The organism is Proteus sp. PR00208, from assembly GCF_016238545.1.
Classification (GTDB): Bacteria; Pseudomonadota; Gammaproteobacteria; order Enterobacterales; family Enterobacteriaceae; genus Proteus.
Window position 1 is genome coordinate 98,248 of record NZ_JAEHQE010000001.1, and the last position, 20,009, is coordinate 118,256.

A 20,009-nucleotide genomic window follows, 5' to 3' on the forward strand; every position below is an offset into this window, starting at 1 on the left:
AGTAAATAAATGCATATAGTTATCTTTATTACATTGTTTGTGTAAATGTACGGGTGATAACGTCTTGCTGTTGCTCTTTAGTCAGTGAGTTAAAGCGAACTGCATAACCAGAAACACGGATAGTTAACTGAGGATATTTCTCAGGATCTTCCATTGCTTCTAACAGCATTTCACGGTTCATCACGTTGACGTTCAGGTGTTGACCACCTTCGATGCCCGCTTCGTGGTGGAAGTAACCATCCATCAGACCCGCAAGGTTTGCTTTACGAACATCATCATCTTTACCTAATGCATTAGGTACGATTGAGAAGGTGTAAGAAATACCATCTTTCGCATAAGCAAATGGCAGTTTCGCAACAGAAGTCAGAGAAGCTACCGCACCTTTTTGGTCACGACCGTGCATTGGGTTAGCACCTGGTCCGAATGGTGCACCTGCACGACGACCATCTGGGGTATTACCTGTTTTCTTACCGTAAACAACGTTTGAAGTGATAGTCAGGATTGACTGTGTAGGTACCGCATTACGGTATGTACGCAGTTTCTGAATTTTCTTCATGAAACGTTCAACTAAGTCACAAGCGATGTCATCTACACGAGAATCGTTGTTACCAAATTGTGGGTATTCGCCATCAATTTTAAAGTCAACTGCTAAGCCGTTTTCATCACGGATTGGAGAAACTTTTGCATATTTGATTGCAGACAGTGAGTCAGCAGCAACAGACAGACCTGCGATACCACATGCCATTGTACGATATACGTCACGATCATGAAGTGCCATCAGAGCTGCTTCATAGCTGTATTTATCGTGCATGTAGTGGATAACGTTCAGCGCAGTTACGTACTGAGTTGCTAACCAATCCATAAAGTGATCCATTTGGTTCATCACAGTATCGAAGTCTAATACTTCGTCCATGATTGGAGCATGTTTTGGACCTACTTGGATTTTCAGTTTTTCGTCAACACCACCATTGATGGTATACAGTAAGGTTTTCGCTAAGTTCGCACGAGCACCGAAGAACTGCATTTGTTTACCAACAACCATTGGGCTAACACAACATGCGATTGCATAGTCATCGCTGTCGAAGTCAGGACGCATTAAGTCATCATTTTCGTACTGGATTGAAGAAGTATCGATTGAGACTTTAGCTGCATATTTTTTGAAGTTGATAGGCAGTTGTTCTGACCACAGGATGGTCATGTTTGGTTCTGGTGATGGACCCATTGTGTACAGGGTATTTAAGAAACGGAAAGTATTCTTAGTTACCAGAGTACGGCCATCTAAACCCATACCTGCTAAAGATTCTGTTGCCCAGATTGGGTCACCAGAGAACAGTTCATCATATTCAGGAGTACGTAAGAAACGAACCATACGTAATTTCATGACTAAGTGGTCAATTAATTCCTGAGCTTGTTCTTCTGTCAGTAAGCCAGCTTCAATATCACGTTGGATGTAGATATCTAAGAAAGTAGATACACGACCAAATGACATTGCAGCACCGTTTTGAGATTTAACAGCGGCTAAGTAACCGAAGTAAGTCCATTGTACTGCTTCTTTTGCGTTTTGCGCTGGGCGAGAAATATCGTAACCGTATTTCGCAGCCATTTCTTGGATTTGACCTAAAGCAGCGTGCTGCTCTGCGATTTCTTCACGCAGTTGGATAGTCATTTCCAGATCTTCGCCTTTTTCCATTCTTTCTTGTAAAGAGGTGAATTGGGCAAATTTATCTTTACGCAGGAACTCAATACCATACAGTGCAACACGACGGTAGTCACCGATGATACGGCCACGACCATATGCATCTGGTAAACCTGTTAAGATACCAGATTTACGGCATTTCATGATGTCTGGAGTATAAACATCGAAAACGCCTTGGTTGTGAGTTTTACGGTAATCAGTAAAGATTTTTTTCAGTTCTGGGTCCAGCTCACGGTTGTAAGCGTGGCAAGAACTTTCAACCATACGGATACCACCGAATGGGATGATCGCACGTTTCAGAGGTGCATCAGTCTGTAAACCTACGATTTGTTCTAAATCTTTAGAGATATAACCCGCATCGTGAGATGTGATAGTTGAAGCAACAGAAGTATCAAAATCAACCGGCGCATGCGTGCGGTTTTCGATTTTGATGCCTTCCATAACTTGTTCCCAAAGTGTATCAGTTGCTTTAGTGGAACCTGCTAGGAAAGATTCGTCGCCTTCATATGGAGTATAGTTTTTTTGGATAAAGTCACGAACGTTAACATTGTTCTGCCATTCACCTTCAGAAAAACCTTTCCATGCTTCAGCAAATTTTTCATTTAAATCAGACATGATACTTCTACCTTTTTACAATGGAACTTAAGAAATCAGTCATACCTGCGTGGATTAATGTTTATCGCCACGCAGATGCATTAACCAGTATACCAAACCGACTAGGACTGCTCCGCCAATAATGTTACCGATAGTGACAGGTAATAAATTGTCAGCGAGGAAATTCGAAACTGTTAAATCCGAAAATTGTTCGGGTGATGCACCTACTTTAGTCCAGAATTCTGCGGGTGCAAAATTCTTAATAACAATACCTAAAGGGATAAGGAACATGTTAGCGATACTGTGCTCAAAACCACTAGCAACGAACATACCGATAGGTAAAATTAATGCAAAGAGTTTATCAATTAGTGTGCGACCTGCATAGCTCATCCAAACTGCAAGACAAACCATTAAGTTAGCTAAAATACCTAAACAAACTGCTTCAATAAAAGTGTGTTCAACTTTATGTTGTGCTGTTTGTAAGACATTAAGCCCCCAAAGCCCATTCGCTGCCATATGCTGACCTGCGAACCACATTAAGGCGACAAAAAAGAGTGCGCCAACAAAGTTACCAAGATAGACATTTATCCAGTTTGCAAACATTTTGCCCCAAGATATACGTCCAGTTGCTTTAGGAATAATAGTAAGAACAGTAGAGGTGAATAAGTCAGCGCCACAAACGACGACGAGCATTAACCCCAGAGAGAAGCAGATCCCACCGACTAATTTAGCCAGCCCAAATGGAACAGATGCGGTACCTGTAGTAGCAGTAATATAAAAAACAAAAGCAATTGATATAAACATACCCGCGGTAAATGCAGATAAGTAAGTCGTTGGAATATGTTTATTTGCTTTATAACAACATGCATCATCGGCAACTTTTGCCATATCTGCAGGTGATAATAAATTAAAAGGGCTGTCAGCTTTCATACTAACACTCTCTTATATGTTGGAATAATTATAGCACGCAATAATAGTAGCAAAGGGGCTTACTTCTAAAATTGATATGGATCATGGTCGCTCATTAGAATCCCGTTTTTAGTGCGTAAAAACCCGCTATTTTGGCTATAACTATTTGATTAATAAAATGAAAAAATTTTTTAAAAATTATCAAAAAATTTTAGACTAGCTGGATAAATAAAGTAGAAAGTAAATATAAAGTATTATTTAAACCCCGCATGTTAAGAATTAAAAATTAAATTTAACGCCTTATTTACTTTTGTCATAAATATAAACATTACTTTATTTGTGGTTAATCTTTAATGATTACTCCAGACATATACCCATTATAAAAATAAGGTTTTTTAATTTTTGAGATCTGGTTAAACAAATAGCAATTTAAACTATATTTAAGTAATATTCTTGGTGTAAAAGTTCAATATGTATTTATAGTGTCATATTAAATGCCTTAAATCGTCACTTTTGCCATATTTTGACAATTTTGTCAGATGGCAAATTTGTCAACATGACAAATCTGTCAATATTTTATTTTTAGAAAAATAAAACACTCTACTTTTCAATAGAGTGTTTCAATTTAAATACGCGCTTATTATTCAGTTAAAGTTAATTATTATTTAATAAATAACCTTAAACAAAATAGCCTTATTTAGTCGATTGACGTTTTGCTTTCTGTAATTTCTCATAGGCAGCAAGTAATGACTGATGAACAGGTAAATTAGCTAAATCAGGATCAATAGTTTGTAATCCGTAAAATGCTTGTTTGCCTTGTATTGCATTTAAGGCTGCTTGTAATGTTTTTTCGCCATACATACGAGAAAATGCGTACATATATTGTTCTGGTTCACGTTCAGTCTCTTGTTGTAATAATAAGAGATTGTGTAAACAGCGATAATAGTTTTGACGCTCTGGCGTAAATAAAGAAGCATTAAAGTCTTGAGTCCATTCAACCCAAACGAGCGCTTGATCAAGATCGCCACCCGCAAGCGCTAACATTGATTTTAATTCACCTACACGCAAATGGCTCCAACCATTATCTTTGCCCGGAGCAATACCAATCATCTCTCTGATACGTGTAAAGTCATCTAAACCATCTTCATCAAATTGACCAATAAGAGAAAGATACTCTTCTTTAGTGCCTTCGCTCGTTGGTAGAGAAAGAATGGTGTCACGCCAATGTACACCCATAATGTTATTGGCTAATTGTAAATCCTCAGCAGGATAAATATCAGATAAGCCCGGTACTAAAATACGACAAGCGTAAACACCTAGGTGTGAGTAGTCCATGATATAGACTTCTGCATCGCACTGCTGGCAAAGTGACATTAAGGTATGGAACTCTTCTTCTGTCGTACCACTGAAGTTCCAGTCAACAAATGCGTAATCGGCATCTTTCTTAAATAGATCCCAACTAATTAAACCACTTGAATCAATAAAGTGTGTTTCAAGGTTAGTATGATCACCAACTTCTTCATCATCAAAGCTTGGCGGATTAAAGACATCGAGATCTTTAAGGCTACGGCCTTGCAATAATTCAGTGACAGTACGCTCTAGAGCCACACCAAAATCAGGGTGAGCACCAAAAGAGGCAAAACAGGTACCATTTTGTGGGTTGAATAATACGACACAAATAACAGGGAATTGACCGCCTAAAGAGGCATCAAAACTAAAGATTGGGAAACCTTCTTGCTCTAATGTTTCAATCGCTTCAATAACAGCAGGGTAGCGAGCTAAAACTTCTTTAGGAATTTCAGGTAAGCTAATTCTCTCAGTGATAATGCGATTTTTTACATAACGTTCAAAAACTTCAGAAAGCCCTTGAACTCGTGCTTCATTCTTTGTATTTCCCGCTGACATGCCATTAGAAGCATATAAATTAGCAATAATGTTTACAGGAATATAAACAGGTTTTTCATCAGATTGACGTATAAATGGCAGAGCACAGATTCCGCGATCATGATTACTTGATTGTAAATCAACTAACTCACTACCACATAACTCACCTTCTGGATCATAAAATTCGCGTAAACGCGCATCTAATAAGCCAGCGGGAACAGAATCATCTTCTGTTAGTGGGAACCATTTTTCACTTGGATAATGAACAAATTCACCTTCTGCAATATCAGCACCTAACCAGAAATCAGAGAAGAAATAATTGGTTGAAAGACGTTCAAAGTATTCGCCTAGAGCAGAGGCTAATGCCGCCTTTTTGCTGGCGCCTTTACCGTTAGTAAAACATAAAGGGCAATCTTTATCGCGAATATGAACAGACCAAACGTTTGGTACAGGGTTTAACCATGAAGCTTCTTCAATGTTAAATCCTAAGTCGGTTAATTTTTGCTGAAAGCTAGCGATAGAATCTTCCAGTGCGGCATCTTTGCCAGGAATAAATGTTTGTGACATGGCAGGTTTCATCAATATTTTGCTGGTGATAGTTAGGGGGCACATGATACTGAAATCCCCTGTAATGCACTAACGATTTCTTATGACGAAAAATAACTAACTATATAGAAGCCTCATTATTTATTTGATATATGAGTTTTTTTAATAAATTCGTTTGATTTATCACGGAATTGATAATTAAAAATCATCATAATTAGATTTATTTATTAATTCATAAGGGATCGAAAAAAATGATGAAGAAAACATTGCTTGCCAGTTTGTTAGCTGTAATCAGTGGTTCTGTTTTCGCTTTGCCTAATGTCACTATTCTTGCAACAGGTGGAACGATTGCAGGCGGCGGTGATTCAGCAACACAGTCTAGCTATACGGCAGGTAAATTAGGCATTGATGTGTTGATCAATGCAGTGCCTGAAGCGAAGCAAGTGGCTAATTTAAAAGGTGAGCAAGTCGTTAATATCGGTTCTCAAGATATGAATGACCAAGTTTGGTTAAAACTCGCTAAAAAAATTAATGAAGATTGCGATAAAACCGACGGGTTCGTGATAACACATGGTACTGATACCATGGAGGAAACGGCTTATTTTCTTGATTTAACAACTGCTTGTAAAAAACCTGTTGTAATGGTAGGTGCAATGCGTCCTGCTACGGCATTAGGCGCTGAAGGCCCTTTAAACTTATTTAATGCGGTTGTGATTGCCAGTGATAAAGCCTCTGAAAATCGTGGTGTGTTAGTCACTATGAATAACGCGGTGATTAGTGGTAAAGACGTTGTTAAAATGAATACTACTGAAGTACAAGCATTCCAGCCTGTTAACGCAGGTGCTCAAGGTTATGTGCATAACGGTAAGGTTCATTATTATACTGCGGCATTACCTCGTGCAGATAAAGCCGCATTTGATGTGAGCAAACTAACCGAATTGCCAAAAGTTGGTATTGTTTATAACTACTCCAATGCGTCTGATTTACCAGCAAAAGCCTTTATTGATAATGGCTACAAAGGTATTGTTAGTGCAGGTGTGGGTAACGGTAACTTATATACTGATATTTTTAATACCTTAGCTGATGGCGCGAAAAAAGGTGTTGCAGTGGTTCGTGCAAGCCGTGTGCCAGTAGGATTTACCACCCAAAATGGTGAAGTGGATGATGCAAAATATGGCTTTATTGCGTCAGAGCGCTTAAATCCACAAAAAGCGAGAGTGTTATTACAGTTATCACTGACTGAAACTCAAGATCCTGCAAAAATTCAAGAAAACTTTGAAAAGTATTAAGTTAAACAAGTCTAAATAATAACAAGGCCTCATTCGTGAGGCTTTGTTATATTAAAAATCACATCATATTCATTGATTCTTTTTAGCGCTAGATACCACAACTTTCGCTGTAAAAAACGCCACAAACGGCGTAAAAGCAAACACAATAAACAGCCAATGTGCAGCATTTTGCGCGCCAAGAATACCTCCTGGATCTGTTAACCCTGCCATATTAACCACAGTCCCTGAAATAGATGCACCGACAGCTGTTGAAAACAATTGAATAGTGGTAATGGATGTTGCCGCTTTTTGAGCTTCTTGTCCCTGAGAAACGTGTAAAACATGGGTTAAATAATGAGGCCATGCCATACCAATTCCGGCACCTGTAAAAAAGAGAGCGATACAAATAATGATAATCTGCCCATAAGGTACGGTTAAAACATTAGAGATAAATAAACCGAGGATCACAATGGCTGAAAAATTAATCATTGGGCCAAAACGCATTAACCGCTGTGCAGTAGATTGTTTACTTGATGAAGACACAATGGCAGAGAAAGACCAACCCGCACCAACCAATGCCGCTAAATAACCTGAAAGTAGTGGGGTAACATTATGGATAATTTGCAAGAAATAGGGCACAAAGACTTCTGTTTGTACACTAATCCCTAATAAAGCCATTGTGAAATATATGGGTGCTAACGGTGCAGAAAAAGAAAATGTCCCTCTAGGAAATAAGCCATCATTTGATTTTTTATCAATATTGACTAACAGGAGAATAAAGATAAAAGCAAATATAAAGGATAAGGCGTTATATAAAATAACGTTATAAAGACTACCAATAGAAATAGATAATACAGCAAGCATTAATAAAATAAGCTGCTGATAAGGTAATGGGGTTTTCGCGACGATATTATCAGCATTATTTTCGGTAGGAAGAATAGTAAATAATAAAATAGCGTAAGGAATACCTACAAATAAAATAGACCAAAATGCACCGCGCCAAACATCATATTCAGCAAATATTCCACCTAGCGCAGGGCCTAATAGTGTCGATATTCCCCACATGCTAGACATTAATGCCATGGCTCTAGACCAAAGTGGTTGAGGAAACATGACCCGAACTAAAGAGTAAGCAAGAGCCAGCAACATTCCTCCGCCAGCTCCTTGAATAAATCGCCCTAAAAGTAATATCTGCATTGAGGGTGCTGTCGCACAAATAACAGAACCTGCTAAAAAGCAAATTGTGGCAAAAAGATAACTATTGCGGGGTGCAAGTACGCTCAGTAATCGAGAAGTTAATGCAGAAGAGAGAATTGAAGCCAGAATAAAAACAGTGGTGTTCCATGCATATAAATTAAGCCCACCAATATCACGTACAATTGAAGGTAGCGTTGTGATCGTAATATAGACATTAATTGCATGTAATGCGACACCTCCTGCCAAAGCGAGCGATTTTAGACTATTTTTTCCATGAAGAAGCATTCCCCAGCTCGCTTCTTCTTTTTTATTTACACTCCCCGACATAAAACACTCCTAACCATTATTTTTATGCTCTGCATATTATGCGTTAGTTCACAATAATCATTGCGCCAATTTAACGGGAATGATACAACCGATAAAGGTCATTTTGTAAAAACATATTCAGATAGGGTGAATTTGAATGAGTCAGGTATATAACTTTAGTGCAGGTCCGGCTATGTTACCGGCAGAAGTCCTTCGTCGTGCAGAATTAGAATTATGCAACTGGCATGAACTTGGGCGTTCGGTTATGGAAATTAGCCACCGCAGTAAAGAGTTTCTTGAGGTTGCTCATCAGGCAGAACAAGATCTTCGCGATCTTCTCAATGTGCCAGAAAACTATAAAATTCTTTTTTGCCACGGTGGTGCTCGTGGCCATTTTGCTGCTTTACCTCTCAATTTATTAGGCGATAAAGCAAGCGCTGATTATATTGATGGTGGTTATTGGGCTAAAAGTGCAGCCGAAGAAGCTGAAAAATATTGTTCGCCGAATATCATTAAAATTAAAACAGAAATTGATGGCAAAATTGGCGTTAAGCCAATGAAAGAGTGGCAATTAAGTGCTGATGCTGCTTATGTGCATTATTGCCCAAATGAAACCATTGATGGTATTGCCATTCATGAAGAGCCAGATTTTGATGACAGCAAAATTGTTATTGCTGACTATTCATCTTCTATTTTATCTCAACCGATAGATGTTAGCCGTTTTGGTGTTATCTACGCGGGTGCACAAAAGAATATTGGTCCTGCGGGTTTAACGATTGTCATTATTCGTGAAGATCTATTAGGTAAAGCGCGTAAAGAAACGCCTTCCGTGTTTGATTACACTGTGCTTGCTGAAAATGATTCCATGTTTAATACACCACCTACCTTTGCTTGGTATTTATCAGGTATGGTCTTTAAATGGCTGAAAGAGCAAGGTGGTTTGCAAGAGATGGCAAAACGTAACTATGAAAAAGCAGCGCTTCTTTATAGTGCAATTGATAATAGTGATTTCTATATCAATCGTGTTGCCACAGAGAATCGTTCACTAATGAATGTACCTTTCCAAATGTCTTCTCCTGAGTTGGATTCTGTATTTCTAAAAGAGGCAGAAGCACAGGGTTTAGTCGCATTAAAAGGTCACCGTGTATCTGGTGGTATGCGTGCTTCAATTTATAACGCAATGCCATTGGACGGTGTTCAAGCATTAGTTGACTTTATGGCTGATTTTGAACGTCGCCATGCGTAAGAAATAAAATTTAGAATAAGAAAATCTGCTTAACATACAGGTTTTCTTATTCATTCAATATTCAAGATGTTAATAATTAAAATTGAATTACTTAGTGCGGAATTAATAAATAAAAATATAAGTATCTAAATAATTTTATATTTAATTAAATAACATCCCTCTTAATTTATTTGTCTATTGGAGTTTTTACCTGTTTATGGAATCGTTAACATTACAACCTATCGCTCATATCGAAGGTGTTATTAATTTACCAGGATCAAAAAGTGTCTCTAACCGTGCGTTGTTATTAGCGGCTTTAGCTAAAGGTAAAACTCGTCTAACCAACTTATTAGATAGTGATGATATTCGTCATATGCTTAATGCATTAAAAGCGTTAGGTGTGCAATATCAATTATCAAATAACAATACGGTATGTGATATTGAAGGGCTAGAGGGAAAGTTTAAAACAAATTCGCCATTAGAGCTCTTTTTAGGTAATGCAGGTACAGCAATGCGCCCATTAGCGGCTGCATTAAGTCTTGGTGAGCACGATATTATTCTTACGGGTGAACCTCGTATGAAAGAGCGTCCAATTGGGCATTTAGTTGACGCTTTACGCCAAGGTGGCGCAAAAATTGACTACCTTGAACAGACAGATTATCCGCCAATTCGCTTATGTGGTGGTTTTTTAGGTGGTAATGTTGAGGTTGATGGGCGTGTTTCTAGCCAATTTTTGACTGCATTATTAATGACGGCACCTTTAGCTGAGCAAGATACTATTATCACTATTAAAGGCGAATTAGTATCAAAACCTTACATTGATATTACCTTAGCATTAATTAATACCTTTGGTGGGAAAATTGAAAATCAAGACTACCAACGCTTTGTTATAAAAGGTGGGCAGCAATATCAATCACCAGAAAAGTACCTTGTAGAAGGTGATGCTTCATCTGCTTCTTACTTTTTAGCCGCTGCTGCCATTAAAGGTGGCACTGTACGAGTTACAGGTATAGGTAAAAATAGCTTACAAGGGGATATCCATTTTGCTTCTGTGCTTGAAAAAATGGGCGCAAAAGTACGCTGGGGTGATGACTATATAGAGTGTGAGCGTGGAACGTTAAAAGGCATTGATATGGATATGAATACTATCCCTGATGCAGCAATGACCATTGCTACCACGGCACTTTTTGCTGAAGGTGAGACTGTTATCCGTAATATCTATAACTGGCGTGTAAAAGAAACTGACCGATTAGCGGCAATGGCAGCAGAGTTACAAAAAGTAGGTGCGATAGTTGAAGAAGGGCACGACTACTTAAAAGTAACGCCACCAAAACAGTTAATCACTGCGGATATCGAAACTTATAATGATCACCGCATTGCGATGTGTTTTTCGCTGGTGGCACTTTCAGATACGCCAATTACTATTCTTGATCCAGGATGTACTGCAAAAACCTTCCCTGATTATTTTGAGAAATTAGAAACACTTTCTCAACGTAATAATTAATGTGAAAATCATTAATTAAAATGAGTCAAAATTAAATCAATTAAATCGGTAGTATTGGACTTTTTAAAGAACAATACTGCCGATTTTTTATTGTGATTAGATTAATTTTTCTAAAAAATACACTATCTCGAAAAAATAATATTAAATAAGACCCTTTAGTGCTTATCTGCTTGTTTCTTCCTATACATTGTATGCGTATAATGTCGCGCATATATTAATACTGTTTTTCTCTGTTTGAATACAATGCCTATTATATCAATGTAATAAGAGCAACAAATACAGAAATGCAGTGCCCACGAAAAGGAGAAACTCATGGCGGTTATCGTCCCTGTTATAACTGTTGATGGGCCTAGCGGAGCAGGTAAAGGAACATTATGCCAAGCATTAGCGAAAGCGTTTGGCTGGCATTTACTCGATTCTGGCGCTATTTATCGTGTATTGGCATTAGCGGCTTTACATCACCATGTTGATATCACCTCAGAAGATGCTTTAGTTCCCCTGGCTGCAAATTTAGATGTACGTTTTATTCCTAATGAGAATGGCTTAAGTGTCATTCTTGAAGGTGAAGATGTTTCAACTGAAATTCGAACAGAAACAGTTGGGAATACGGCATCACAAGCTGCGACTTTTCCTCGTGTAAGAGAAGCATTACTGCGTCGTCAACGCGCATTTCGTACAGCGCCGGGCTTAATTGCAGATGGTCGAGATATGGGCACAATTGTTTTTCCTGATGCTCAAGTAAAAATATTTCTAGAAGCGAGTGCAGAAGAGCGCGCGCGTCGTCGCATGTTACAGTTGCAGGAAAAGGGCTTTAATGTTAACTTTGAGCGCCTTTTATCCGAGATAAAAGAACGCGATTACCGTGACCGGAATCGCGCTGTTGCGCCACTTGTTGCGGCGAAAGATGCATTAATTCTCGATTCTACAAGCTTGTCTATTGACGAAGTCATTGAAAAATCGTTGGCTTATGCTAAAAAAAATCTGCAATTATCAGCGTAATTAATTTTTATTTCGTTTATACTAGGTAATTATCAAAATCGGGTTGACGTGTTAATGAAAACACAACAATGCCCGATGACCTTGTCACAAAGGATGTAACGAGGTATGTGAAACAACCCCATTCGGCCGGATGCTAAATGGACGTTAATTAAATTTACTTGAAGATCATTAACATGACAGAATCTTTTGCTCAACTCTTTGAAGAATCCCTAAAAACAATCGAAACTCGTCCTGGCGCTATCGTTCGCGGCGTTGTAGTTGCTATCGATAAAGACGTTGTTCTGGTTGATGCAGGTCTGAAATCAGAATCTGCTATTCCTGTAGAACAATTCAAAAACGCTCAAGGCGAATTAGAAATCCAAGTGGGCGACGAAATTGATGTTGCTCTGGACGCGGTTGAAGATGGCTTCGGTGAAACCGTTCTGTCTCGTGAGAAAGCTAAACGTCACGAAGCGTGGCTGATGCTGGAAAAAGCTTACGAAGAAAACGAAACTGTTGTTGGTATCATCAACGGTAAAGTTAAAGGTGGTTTCACTGTTGAACTGAACGGCATTCGTGCGTTCTTACCAGGTTCACTGGTAGACGTTCGCCCAGTTCGCGATACAACTCATCTGGAAAACAAAGAGCTTGAGTTCAAAGTCATCAAATTAGACCAAAAACGTAACAACGTTGTTGTGTCTCGTCGTGCGGTTATCGAATCTGAAAACAGCGCAGAACGCGATCAGTTATTAGAAAACCTGCAAGAAGGCATGGAAGTTAAAGGTATCGTTAAGAACCTTACTGACTACGGTGCATTCGTTGATCTGGGCGGTGTTGACGGCTTACTGCACATCACTGACATGGCTTGGAAACGTGTTAAACACCCAAGCGAAATTGTCAATGTTGGCGACGAAATCACTGTTAAAGTCCTGAAATTCGACCGTGAACGTACTCGCGTATCATTAGGTCTGAAACAACTGGGCGAAGATCCATGGGTAGCTATCGCTAAACGTTATCCAGAAGGTACTAAACTGACTGGTCGTGTAACTAACCTGACTGATTACGGTTGCTTCGTAGAAATCGAAGAAGGCGTTGAAGGTCTGGTACACGTTTCTGAAATGGATTGGACTAACAAAAACATTCATCCATCTAAAGTTGTTAACGTTGGTGATGTTGTTGAAGTTATGGTTCTTGACATCGATGAAGAACGTCGTCGTATTTCACTGGGTCTGAAACAGTGCAAATCTAACCCATGGCAGCAGTTCGCAGAAACTCACAACAAGAACGACCGTGTTGAAGGTAAAATCAAGTCTATCACTGACTTCGGTATCTTCATCGGTTTAGACGGCGGTATTGATGGTCTGGTTCATTTATCTGACATTTCTTGGAATGTTGCAGGTGAAGAAGCAGTTCGTGAATACAAAAAAGGCGACGAAATCGCTGCTGTAGTTCTGCAAGTTGATGCTGAACGTGAACGTATCTCACTGGGCGTTAAACAATTATCAGAAGATCCATTCAATAATTACCTGTCTGCTCACAAAAAAGGTGCTATTGTTTCTGGTAAAGTAACTGCTGTTGACGCTAAAGGCGCAACTGTAGAATTAGCTGACGGTGTTGAAGGTTACCTGCGTGCTTCAGAAGCTTCACGTGACCGCGTTGAAGATGCAACTCTGGTTCTGAATGTTGGCGAAGCTGTAGAAGCTAAATACACTGGCGTTGACCGTAAAAACCGCGTTATCAACTTATCTGTTCGTGCTAAGGACGAAGCAGACGAGAAAGACGCTATCGCTTCTGTAAACAACAAAGAAGAAGTTGGTTTTTCAAACAACGCTATGGCTGAAGCTTTCAAAGCAGCTAAAGGCGAATAATTTAAGTTATTAACGGAAGGCAACGTTAATCGTTGCCTATTTATCGGTAGTTTAGGGAGGTAATATGACCAAGTCTGAGTTAATCGAGAGACTTGCAGGCCTACAATCTCATCTTTCGGCTAAGACGGTTGAAGAAGCTGTAAAAGAAATGCTTGATCATATGGCTGATACTTTAGCTGATGGTGAGCGTATCGAAGTCCGCGGATTCGGCAGTTTTTCTCTACACTACCGTGCGCCGCGTACGGGTCGTAACCCGAAGACTGGTGATAAAGTAGATCTGGAAGGTAAATACGTTCCACACTTTAAGCCAGGTAAAGAGTTACGTGACCGTGTAAACATTTATACGGAATAATAACTCCTGTCGAAATGGCACGATGTTAGTTAACTTTCTCAAAAACGGTGCTTAGGTGCCGTTTTTTTATTACCAATTATTATGACTTTTAGCGTATTTTTCTGCTCTCTAATCTTCTTCAATCTCTGATCTTGAATTGATTGATTTGCTCTATTTACTTTATCCCACTAGTACCTACCTTTCTTACTTCTTCTTTACTACTGTATTCTGCTTTAGTTGTAATTTCTCTATTTAATTACCTGTATCACTTAGTTGTTTGGCTTTTTACGAGTTTCTTCTCAAAATTCATTGTATGCAACAAGAGATCTTTTTCTTTTTATAAAGCATCGCTAAAAAATGACCTAAACGTCTTTCTTTAACTGAATGGTAATATCATGATATTTAAAGAATGATTGAAGGTAAGGATGCTGAAAATGATTTTATTGAATCGAATAATAAACTTTTTTGAGTTAAGGGTGGTATCAATAAAATGGAGGTGCTTTCATTCAACCTATTTTCAAAAACTCTATTTCACAAAGTTAACTTTAGATAATATTGCTTTAGCAATGATATTAGGTTGCTTACCGTTATTAGCTCAACATACACTTTTTAGCCAAACTATTTATTCTATTATTATTCTAGTTGCTCTATTTCTATTATTTGTTCCTTTTTGCTCATTCCGATTTTTAGCAATATTTCTGTTTTTCTGGGGTTATTCAAATATGGCTGCGTCATCGTTAATGACGAGAACGGAACAGTTTGCTGATAATATGGCAACATTTGAAACCAAAGTTATGGGATATCGCCAATTAGCAGATGGTAATATTATTATCAAAATACCTATTACGAAAAAAACGCTCTTTTCATCATCTGTTTACGCTAACGTGTATTGGCGAAATCCGCCTAAAAATATAGCGGTAGGGCAATATTGGAAGTTTAAGATTCAATTCAGAGCTGTACATAGCTATTTAAATGAAGGTGGGTTTGATAGCCAAAAATATGCCGTTTCTATGAAAGAAACTCTAACGGGTAAAGTGATGACGGCTAAGTTTATCCGAGATGATATATCACTGCGTATTCAGCTTATTCAGACCATCTCAGCTTATTGGCAAACAGCAAAAAATAAAGGTGAAATAATTGCTTTAGTCTTAGGTGATAAGCGATATATCGAACCTGAAAAAAAAGATCTCTATATGAAAACAGGAGTTGCACATTTAATTGTGATATCGGGTTTACATATAGGTTTAGCTGCCTTTGCTGGTTGGGTTATTGCAAGAGGTATTCAATTTCTTTTTCCTATTAGATGGATTAATCCACAATTTCCATTAGTTATAGCTTGGCTATGTGGTGTTTTCTATGCCGCGTTATCGGGTTGGGGAATACCAGCAACAAGAGCTGTTATTGGATTAACCGTTTGGGTTATTTTGCATTGGGGGAGCCGGTTATTTTTACCGTGGCAATGGGCACTGTGGAGTGCTGCACTCATTCTTATTGTTGAACCTCTTTCTATACTTTCAGCCAGTTTTTGGCTCTCATTTTCTGCTATATTCGCCATTATTTTTTGGTATTGGATGTACCCATTAAAAGCTAAATATAATTATCAAAAACGGTGGTTTATTTTAAGATTAGTACATTTACAATTTGGTTTATTAATTATTTTATTACCATTTCAATTATATTTATTTAGTGGTGCTAATTTTTTTAGTTTTATTGTTAATTTATGGGCGGTTCCTGTTATTTCTTTTATTACTGTACCATTAATAATGCTTGGATTATTGACATTTTTTCTCTCATTTTTTCAACCGATAATTTGGCATTGGGTTGATCTTTCAATAAACCTTGCTTTTTGGTGTGCTCCATTATTTTTACCATTTTGGCAAGATAGCGGCGCTATCCCCTTATTATTAGGATTTTTGGGAATTGGTATTATTTTAGTCATCAAAATGTCATGGTGGTATCATCATTTTATTTGTATTGTGGCTATTGCTACTATTTTATATTGTGAATTCGCCGCTTCTTCACGCTATCAATGGCGAATGTCTATGCTAGATGTTGGGCATGGTTTAGCGATTATTATTGAAAAAGAAGGAGAGGCAATTATTTATGACACTGGAATACGTTGGAAAAGTGGTGGTTCAATTGCAAAAAGTGTCATTATTCCTTATTTAAAAAGCCATCGACTTAAACCCGTTGCATTGATAATTAGTCATGATCATCTTGATCATACGGGTGGTATTAAAGATTTAATAAAAGCTTATCCTAACTTAAGCATTCGTAGTAGTTTTGACGATCCTTCGCATTTACCTTGCTTAAGCAATAAATCATGGCAGTGGAAAGAGCTTCAATTTGATGCATTATGGCCACTGAATAAATCACTTTCTCCGAAGAATAATCAATCCTGTGTAATTAATGTCAGCGATGGTAAACACAATATTCTTTTGACTGGAGATATAGAGAAAGAAGCTGAAGCTCAATTGGTAAGAGTAAAAAAAGAACAACTGAAAGCAGATGTTTTACAAGTCCCTCATCATGGTAGTCAAACATCATCCACATTGATGTTTATTCAAGCTGTATCACCAAAAATTGCACTTGTTTCTGCTGCTCGTTATAGCCCTTGGCGTTTACCTTCTGATAAAGTACATCATCGCTATAAAAAAGAAGCTATTAATTGGCTAACAACCTCTATTAGTGGGCAAGTTTCTATCGAGTTTAATCAAGATAATATTGATGTATTTACCTATAGACGAGATATTTTACCTCGTTGGTATCATCAGTGGTTTGGTATTTTGACGTTTCCCGAGTAGAATGTCCGGCTAATTATTAAAAGTTTGGTAATATATATGAATGATATAGATCTATCAACGTGGCAAACATTCCGCCGCCTATGGCCAATGATCCGACTTTTCAAAGCGGGTTTAATCACTGCTGCAATTGCATTAATTATCAATGCGGGCGTGGATGCATTTATGATTTCTTTATTAAAACCGCTTCTTGATGAAGGTTTTGGTAAAGCGAGTAATGACGTATTAAAATGGATGCCTTTTGCCGTTATTGGACTGATAGTTCTGCGTGGTATATCTAACTTTATTTCAAGTTACTGTCTTTCTTGGGTATCAGGAAAAGTGGTAATGAATATGCGTCGCCGACTGTTTTCCCATATTATGGGAATGCCGGTGAGCTTTTTCGATCAGCAATCAACAGGGACTTTACTCTCCCGTATCACATATGATTCAGAACAAGTTGCCTCTTCATCATCAGGTGCATTAATTACTGTTGTACGTGAAGGTGCCTATATCATCGGGCTATTCTGTTTGATGTTTTACTATAGCTGGCAATTGTCTCTGATCCTTATCGTTATCGCGCCTATTGTTGCTTTTGTTATTCGTTTAGTATCGACTCGCTTTAGAACGATCAGCAAACGAATTCAAAATAGCATGGGGCAAGTGACAACTAGTGCAGAACAAATGCTAAAAGGGCATAAAGAAGTTCTGATTTTCAATGGTCAAGAAGTTGAAAATAAACGCTTTAACCATGTGAGCAATCATATTCGCCGTCAAGGTATGCGTATGGTTGTTGCGTCGTCAATTTCAGATCCTATTATTCAATTGATTGCTTCTTTCGCATTAGCATTTGTCCTATATGCAGCAAGTTTCCCTGAAATTATGGATACATTAACAGCTGGTACAATAACGGTTGTTTTCTCCTCAATGGTTGCATTAATGCGTCCATTGAAATCGCTGACTAATGTGAATGCTCAATTTCAGCGTGGTATGGCTGCTTGTCAGACGCTATTTGCTATCCTCGATATGGAGCAAGAAAAAGACACAGGTAAATTAGAGCTGAAGAAACCGACTGGTGATATTGAGTTTCGCAATGTCACTTTCCAATATGTGACGAAAGATACACCAGCTTTAAAAAATATGTCATTTACTATTCCAGCTGGGAAAACTGTTGCATTAGTTGGACGCTCAGGTTCGGGTAAATCTACGATTGCAAACCTGATCACACGTTTTTATGACATTAATGAAGGTGAGATATTGATTAATGGTCATGATATTCGTGAATACACATTGAAATCTTTGCGTAATCAAGTGGCTCTGGTTTCTCAAAATGTGCATCTTTTTAATGAAACTGTAGCAAACAATATTGTCTATGCTTGTGAAGATCAGTATACCCGTGAAGATATTGAAAAAGCGGCGAAAATGGCACATGCGATGGATTTTATCCAAAAAATGGATAAAGGCTTAGATACTGAAATTGGTGAAAATGGAGTGCTACTTTCAGGCGGACAACGTCAGCGTATTGCAATTGCAAGAGCGTTATTGCGAGATTCACCAATTCTTATTCTTGATGAGGCAACATCAGCACTAGATACAGAATCAGAGCGTGCTATCCAGTCAGCACTTGATGAACTACAGAAGAATAGAACTTCTTTAGTGATTGCTCACCGTTTATCAACGATTGAGAAAGCGGATGAAATATTAGTTATTGAAGACGGTGAAATTATTGAACGCGGCGCACACCTTGATTTGATTGAGAAAAAAGGTATTTATGCTCAACTTCATAGGATGCAATTTGGCAAATGATTGAACGGATTTGGTCTGGTAAATCTTGGTTTTATATCCTGTTGCTTCCATTCTCATGGTTGTATGGTGCGATCACACTGCTAAGGCGTTTTGCATATCAAAAAGGGTGGTTAGCATCATGGAAAGCCCCTGTTCCTGTTGTGGTTGTTGGCAACTTAACTGCAGGTGGGAATGGTAAAACACCTGTTGTGATATGGCTTGTTGAGCAATTAATACAGCAGGGATTTAAACCAGGTGTTGTGTCTCGTGGTTACGGCGGGAAATCAGACCATTATCCATTACTTTTGACATCCGATACATCACCTTCTATGGCAGGTGATGAACCTGTATTGATTCATCATCGAACAGGTTCTCCCGTTGCGGTTGCACCTAATCGACGAGATGCAGTAAAAGCGTTATTAGCTCAATATGAGCTTGATGTGATCATCACTGATGATGGTTTACAGCATTATGCATTACAGCGTGATTATGAAATTGTTGTTATTGATGGCCAACGTCGGTTTGGCAATGGTTGGTGGTTACCAGCAGGACCTATGCGGGAGCGTGCAGGGCGCTTAAATTCAGTAGATGCAATTATCGTTAATGGCGGAGTAAGCCAAGGTAACGAGATAAGCATGGTACTGGAAGGTGATATTGCTGTTAATCTTAAAACGGGAGAAAAGAAACCTGTTCAGCAAATTAAGAAGGCTGTTGCTATTGCTGGAATTGGTCATCCACCTCGATTCTTTAACTCTTTACATGAAAAAGGGATAGAGTTAATCACAACAAAAGCATTTAGTGATCATAGTGATTATAGCGCTCAAGAATTACAGGATCTAACGCCAGATTTAGAACCCCTTATTATGACAGAAAAAGATGCCGTTAAATGTCAGCATTTTGCGCAAGATAATTGGTGGTATTTACCCGTTAGCGCTGAATTAAATAGTCAATCTGTGCTAAAACAAGTCAGCAATTTAATTTACGGCTCGAAAAAAACTTGTATCTGATCTGAAACAATGATATTTATAGTGGAAATCAGGATAGCGTTACATAAAAGATTACCTACCTACAGTTGCATATCGCTTTTGTCGTAGTTCAATTTAACTCGCAATTACCCTATCTACTCAAAAGCCTTGTG

The 20,009-nt window shown here is 38.3% G+C and carries 13 protein-coding genes; 9 read left to right on the top strand and 4 right to left on the bottom strand.

Features of this window, described 5'->3' with window-relative positions:
* Window positions 1-28: 28 nt before the first annotated feature.
* The 3 genes from pflB to ycaO all read right to left on the bottom strand — a co-directional run bounded on the left by pflB (window position 29) and on the right by ycaO (window position 5,650).
* Window positions 29-2,311, bottom strand: a complete 2,283-nt coding sequence (pflB, locus tag JEP36_RS00420; RefSeq protein WP_198620500.1) for a formate C-acetyltransferase — start codon at window positions 2,309-2,311, stop codon at window positions 29-31.
* 54 nt (window positions 2,312-2,365) lie between these two features.
* Window positions 2,366-3,220, bottom strand: coding sequence for a formate transporter FocA (gene focA / locus JEP36_RS00425; protein WP_100159566.1), 855 nt, complete (start codon window positions 3,218-3,220; stop codon window positions 2,366-2,368).
* Between the two features lie 672 nt (window positions 3,221-3,892).
* Window positions 3,893-5,650 carry a 30S ribosomal protein S12 methylthiotransferase accessory factor YcaO gene (ycaO, locus tag JEP36_RS00430; RefSeq protein ID WP_198620528.1) on the bottom strand — a complete coding sequence of 586 codons (1,758 nt, stop codon included), beginning with the start codon at window positions 5,648-5,650 and terminating at the stop codon, window positions 3,893-3,895.
* 230 nt (window positions 5,651-5,880) lie between these two features.
* Between ycaO and ansB the strand changes: the two genes are divergently transcribed.
* The gene (ansB, locus tag JEP36_RS00435) at window positions 5,881-6,918 is read left to right on the top strand and encodes an L-asparaginase 2 (protein ID WP_109373520.1); all 1,038 of its coding nucleotides are present in this window, start codon (window positions 5,881-5,883) and stop codon (window positions 6,916-6,918) included.
* 69 nt (window positions 6,919-6,987) lie between these two features.
* On the opposite strand, the gene JEP36_RS00440 is transcribed toward ansB, so the two are convergent.
* Window positions 6,988-8,421 (bottom strand): MFS transporter, encoded by a 1,434-nt coding sequence (locus tag JEP36_RS00440; protein WP_198629739.1) that lies wholly within the window; start codon window positions 8,419-8,421, stop codon window positions 6,988-6,990.
* 136 nt (window positions 8,422-8,557) lie between these two features.
* Here JEP36_RS00440 and serC point away from each other — a divergent pair, with 136 nt between their 5' ends.
* From serC to lpxK, 8 genes are all read left to right on the top strand, one after another.
* On the top strand, window positions 8,558-9,646 hold the full coding sequence (gene serC, locus JEP36_RS00445; protein ID WP_198629740.1) for a 3-phosphoserine/phosphohydroxythreonine transaminase: 1,089 nt from the start codon (window positions 8,558-8,560) through the stop codon (window positions 9,644-9,646).
* 196 nt (window positions 9,647-9,842) lie between these two features.
* Window positions 9,843-11,129, top strand: coding sequence for a 3-phosphoshikimate 1-carboxyvinyltransferase (gene aroA, locus JEP36_RS00450; protein WP_198626167.1), 1,287 nt, complete (start codon window positions 9,843-9,845; stop codon window positions 11,127-11,129).
* Between the two features lie 312 nt (window positions 11,130-11,441).
* Window positions 11,442-12,128 (top strand): (d)CMP kinase, encoded by a 687-nt coding sequence (gene cmk, locus JEP36_RS00455; protein ID WP_198629741.1) that lies wholly within the window; start codon window positions 11,442-11,444, stop codon window positions 12,126-12,128.
* A 173-nt stretch (window positions 12,129-12,301) separates the two neighbouring features.
* On the top strand, window positions 12,302-13,975 hold the full coding sequence (rpsA, locus tag JEP36_RS00460; RefSeq protein WP_006537421.1) for a 30S ribosomal protein S1: 1,674 nt from the start codon (window positions 12,302-12,304) through the stop codon (window positions 13,973-13,975).
* Between the two features lie 64 nt (window positions 13,976-14,039).
* Window positions 14,040-14,327, top strand: a complete 288-nt coding sequence (gene ihfB / locus JEP36_RS00465) for an integration host factor subunit beta (protein ID WP_006537420.1) — start codon at window positions 14,040-14,042, stop codon at window positions 14,325-14,327.
* Window positions 14,328-14,740: 413 nt separating this feature from the next.
* Complete coding sequence (locus JEP36_RS00470; protein ID WP_198629742.1) at window positions 14,741-17,110, top strand: DNA internalization-related competence protein ComEC/Rec2; 2,370 nt, start codon at window positions 14,741-14,743, stop codon at window positions 17,108-17,110.
* A gap of 36 nt (window positions 17,111-17,146) precedes the next feature.
* Window positions 17,147-18,892 (top strand): lipid A ABC transporter ATP-binding protein/permease MsbA, encoded by a 1,746-nt coding sequence (msbA, locus tag JEP36_RS00475; protein ID WP_109373525.1) that lies wholly within the window; start codon window positions 17,147-17,149, stop codon window positions 18,890-18,892.
* On the top strand, window positions 18,889-19,878 hold the full coding sequence (gene lpxK, locus JEP36_RS00480) for a tetraacyldisaccharide 4'-kinase (protein WP_198629743.1): 990 nt from the start codon (window positions 18,889-18,891) through the stop codon (window positions 19,876-19,878). Before msbA ends, lpxK begins: the two co-directional genes overlap by 4 nt.
* Window positions 19,879-20,009 lie beyond the last annotated feature (131 nt).

What these genes read in the sequence shown, in the direction of transcription:
- cmk (WP_198629741.1), top strand. Translation starts at nt 11,442, where the DNA reads ATGGCGGTTATCGTCCCTGTTATAACTGTTGATGGGCCTAGCGGAGCA.
- serC (WP_198629740.1), top strand. Translation starts at nt 8,558, where the DNA reads ATGAGTCAGGTATATAACTTTAGTGCAGGTCCGGCTATGTTACCGGCA.
- aroA (WP_198626167.1), top strand. Translation starts at nt 9,843, where the DNA reads ATGGAATCGTTAACATTACAACCTATCGCTCATATCGAAGGTGTTATT.
- focA (WP_100159566.1), bottom strand. Translation starts at nt 3,220, where the DNA reads ATGAAAGCTGACAGCCCTTTTAATTTATTATCACCTGCAGATATGGCA.
- ihfB (WP_006537420.1), top strand. Translation starts at nt 14,040, where the DNA reads ATGACCAAGTCTGAGTTAATCGAGAGACTTGCAGGCCTACAATCTCAT.
- JEP36_RS00470 (WP_198629742.1), top strand. Translation starts at nt 14,741, where the DNA reads ATGATTTTATTGAATCGAATAATAAACTTTTTTGAGTTAAGGGTGGTA.
- ansB (WP_109373520.1), top strand. Translation starts at nt 5,881, where the DNA reads ATGATGAAGAAAACATTGCTTGCCAGTTTGTTAGCTGTAATCAGTGGT.
- lpxK (WP_198629743.1), top strand. Translation starts at nt 18,889, where the DNA reads ATGATTGAACGGATTTGGTCTGGTAAATCTTGGTTTTATATCCTGTTG.
- msbA (WP_109373525.1), top strand. Translation starts at nt 17,147, where the DNA reads ATGAATGATATAGATCTATCAACGTGGCAAACATTCCGCCGCCTATGG.
- JEP36_RS00440 (WP_198629739.1), bottom strand. Translation starts at nt 8,421, where the DNA reads ATGTCGGGGAGTGTAAATAAAAAAGAAGAAGCGAGCTGGGGAATGCTT.
- pflB (WP_198620500.1), bottom strand. Translation starts at nt 2,311, where the DNA reads ATGTCTGATTTAAATGAAAAATTTGCTGAAGCATGGAAAGGTTTTTCT.
- rpsA (WP_006537421.1), top strand. Translation starts at nt 12,302, where the DNA reads ATGACAGAATCTTTTGCTCAACTCTTTGAAGAATCCCTAAAAACAATC.
- ycaO (WP_198620528.1), bottom strand. Translation starts at nt 5,650, where the DNA reads ATGTCACAAACATTTATTCCTGGCAAAGATGCCGCACTGGAAGATTCT.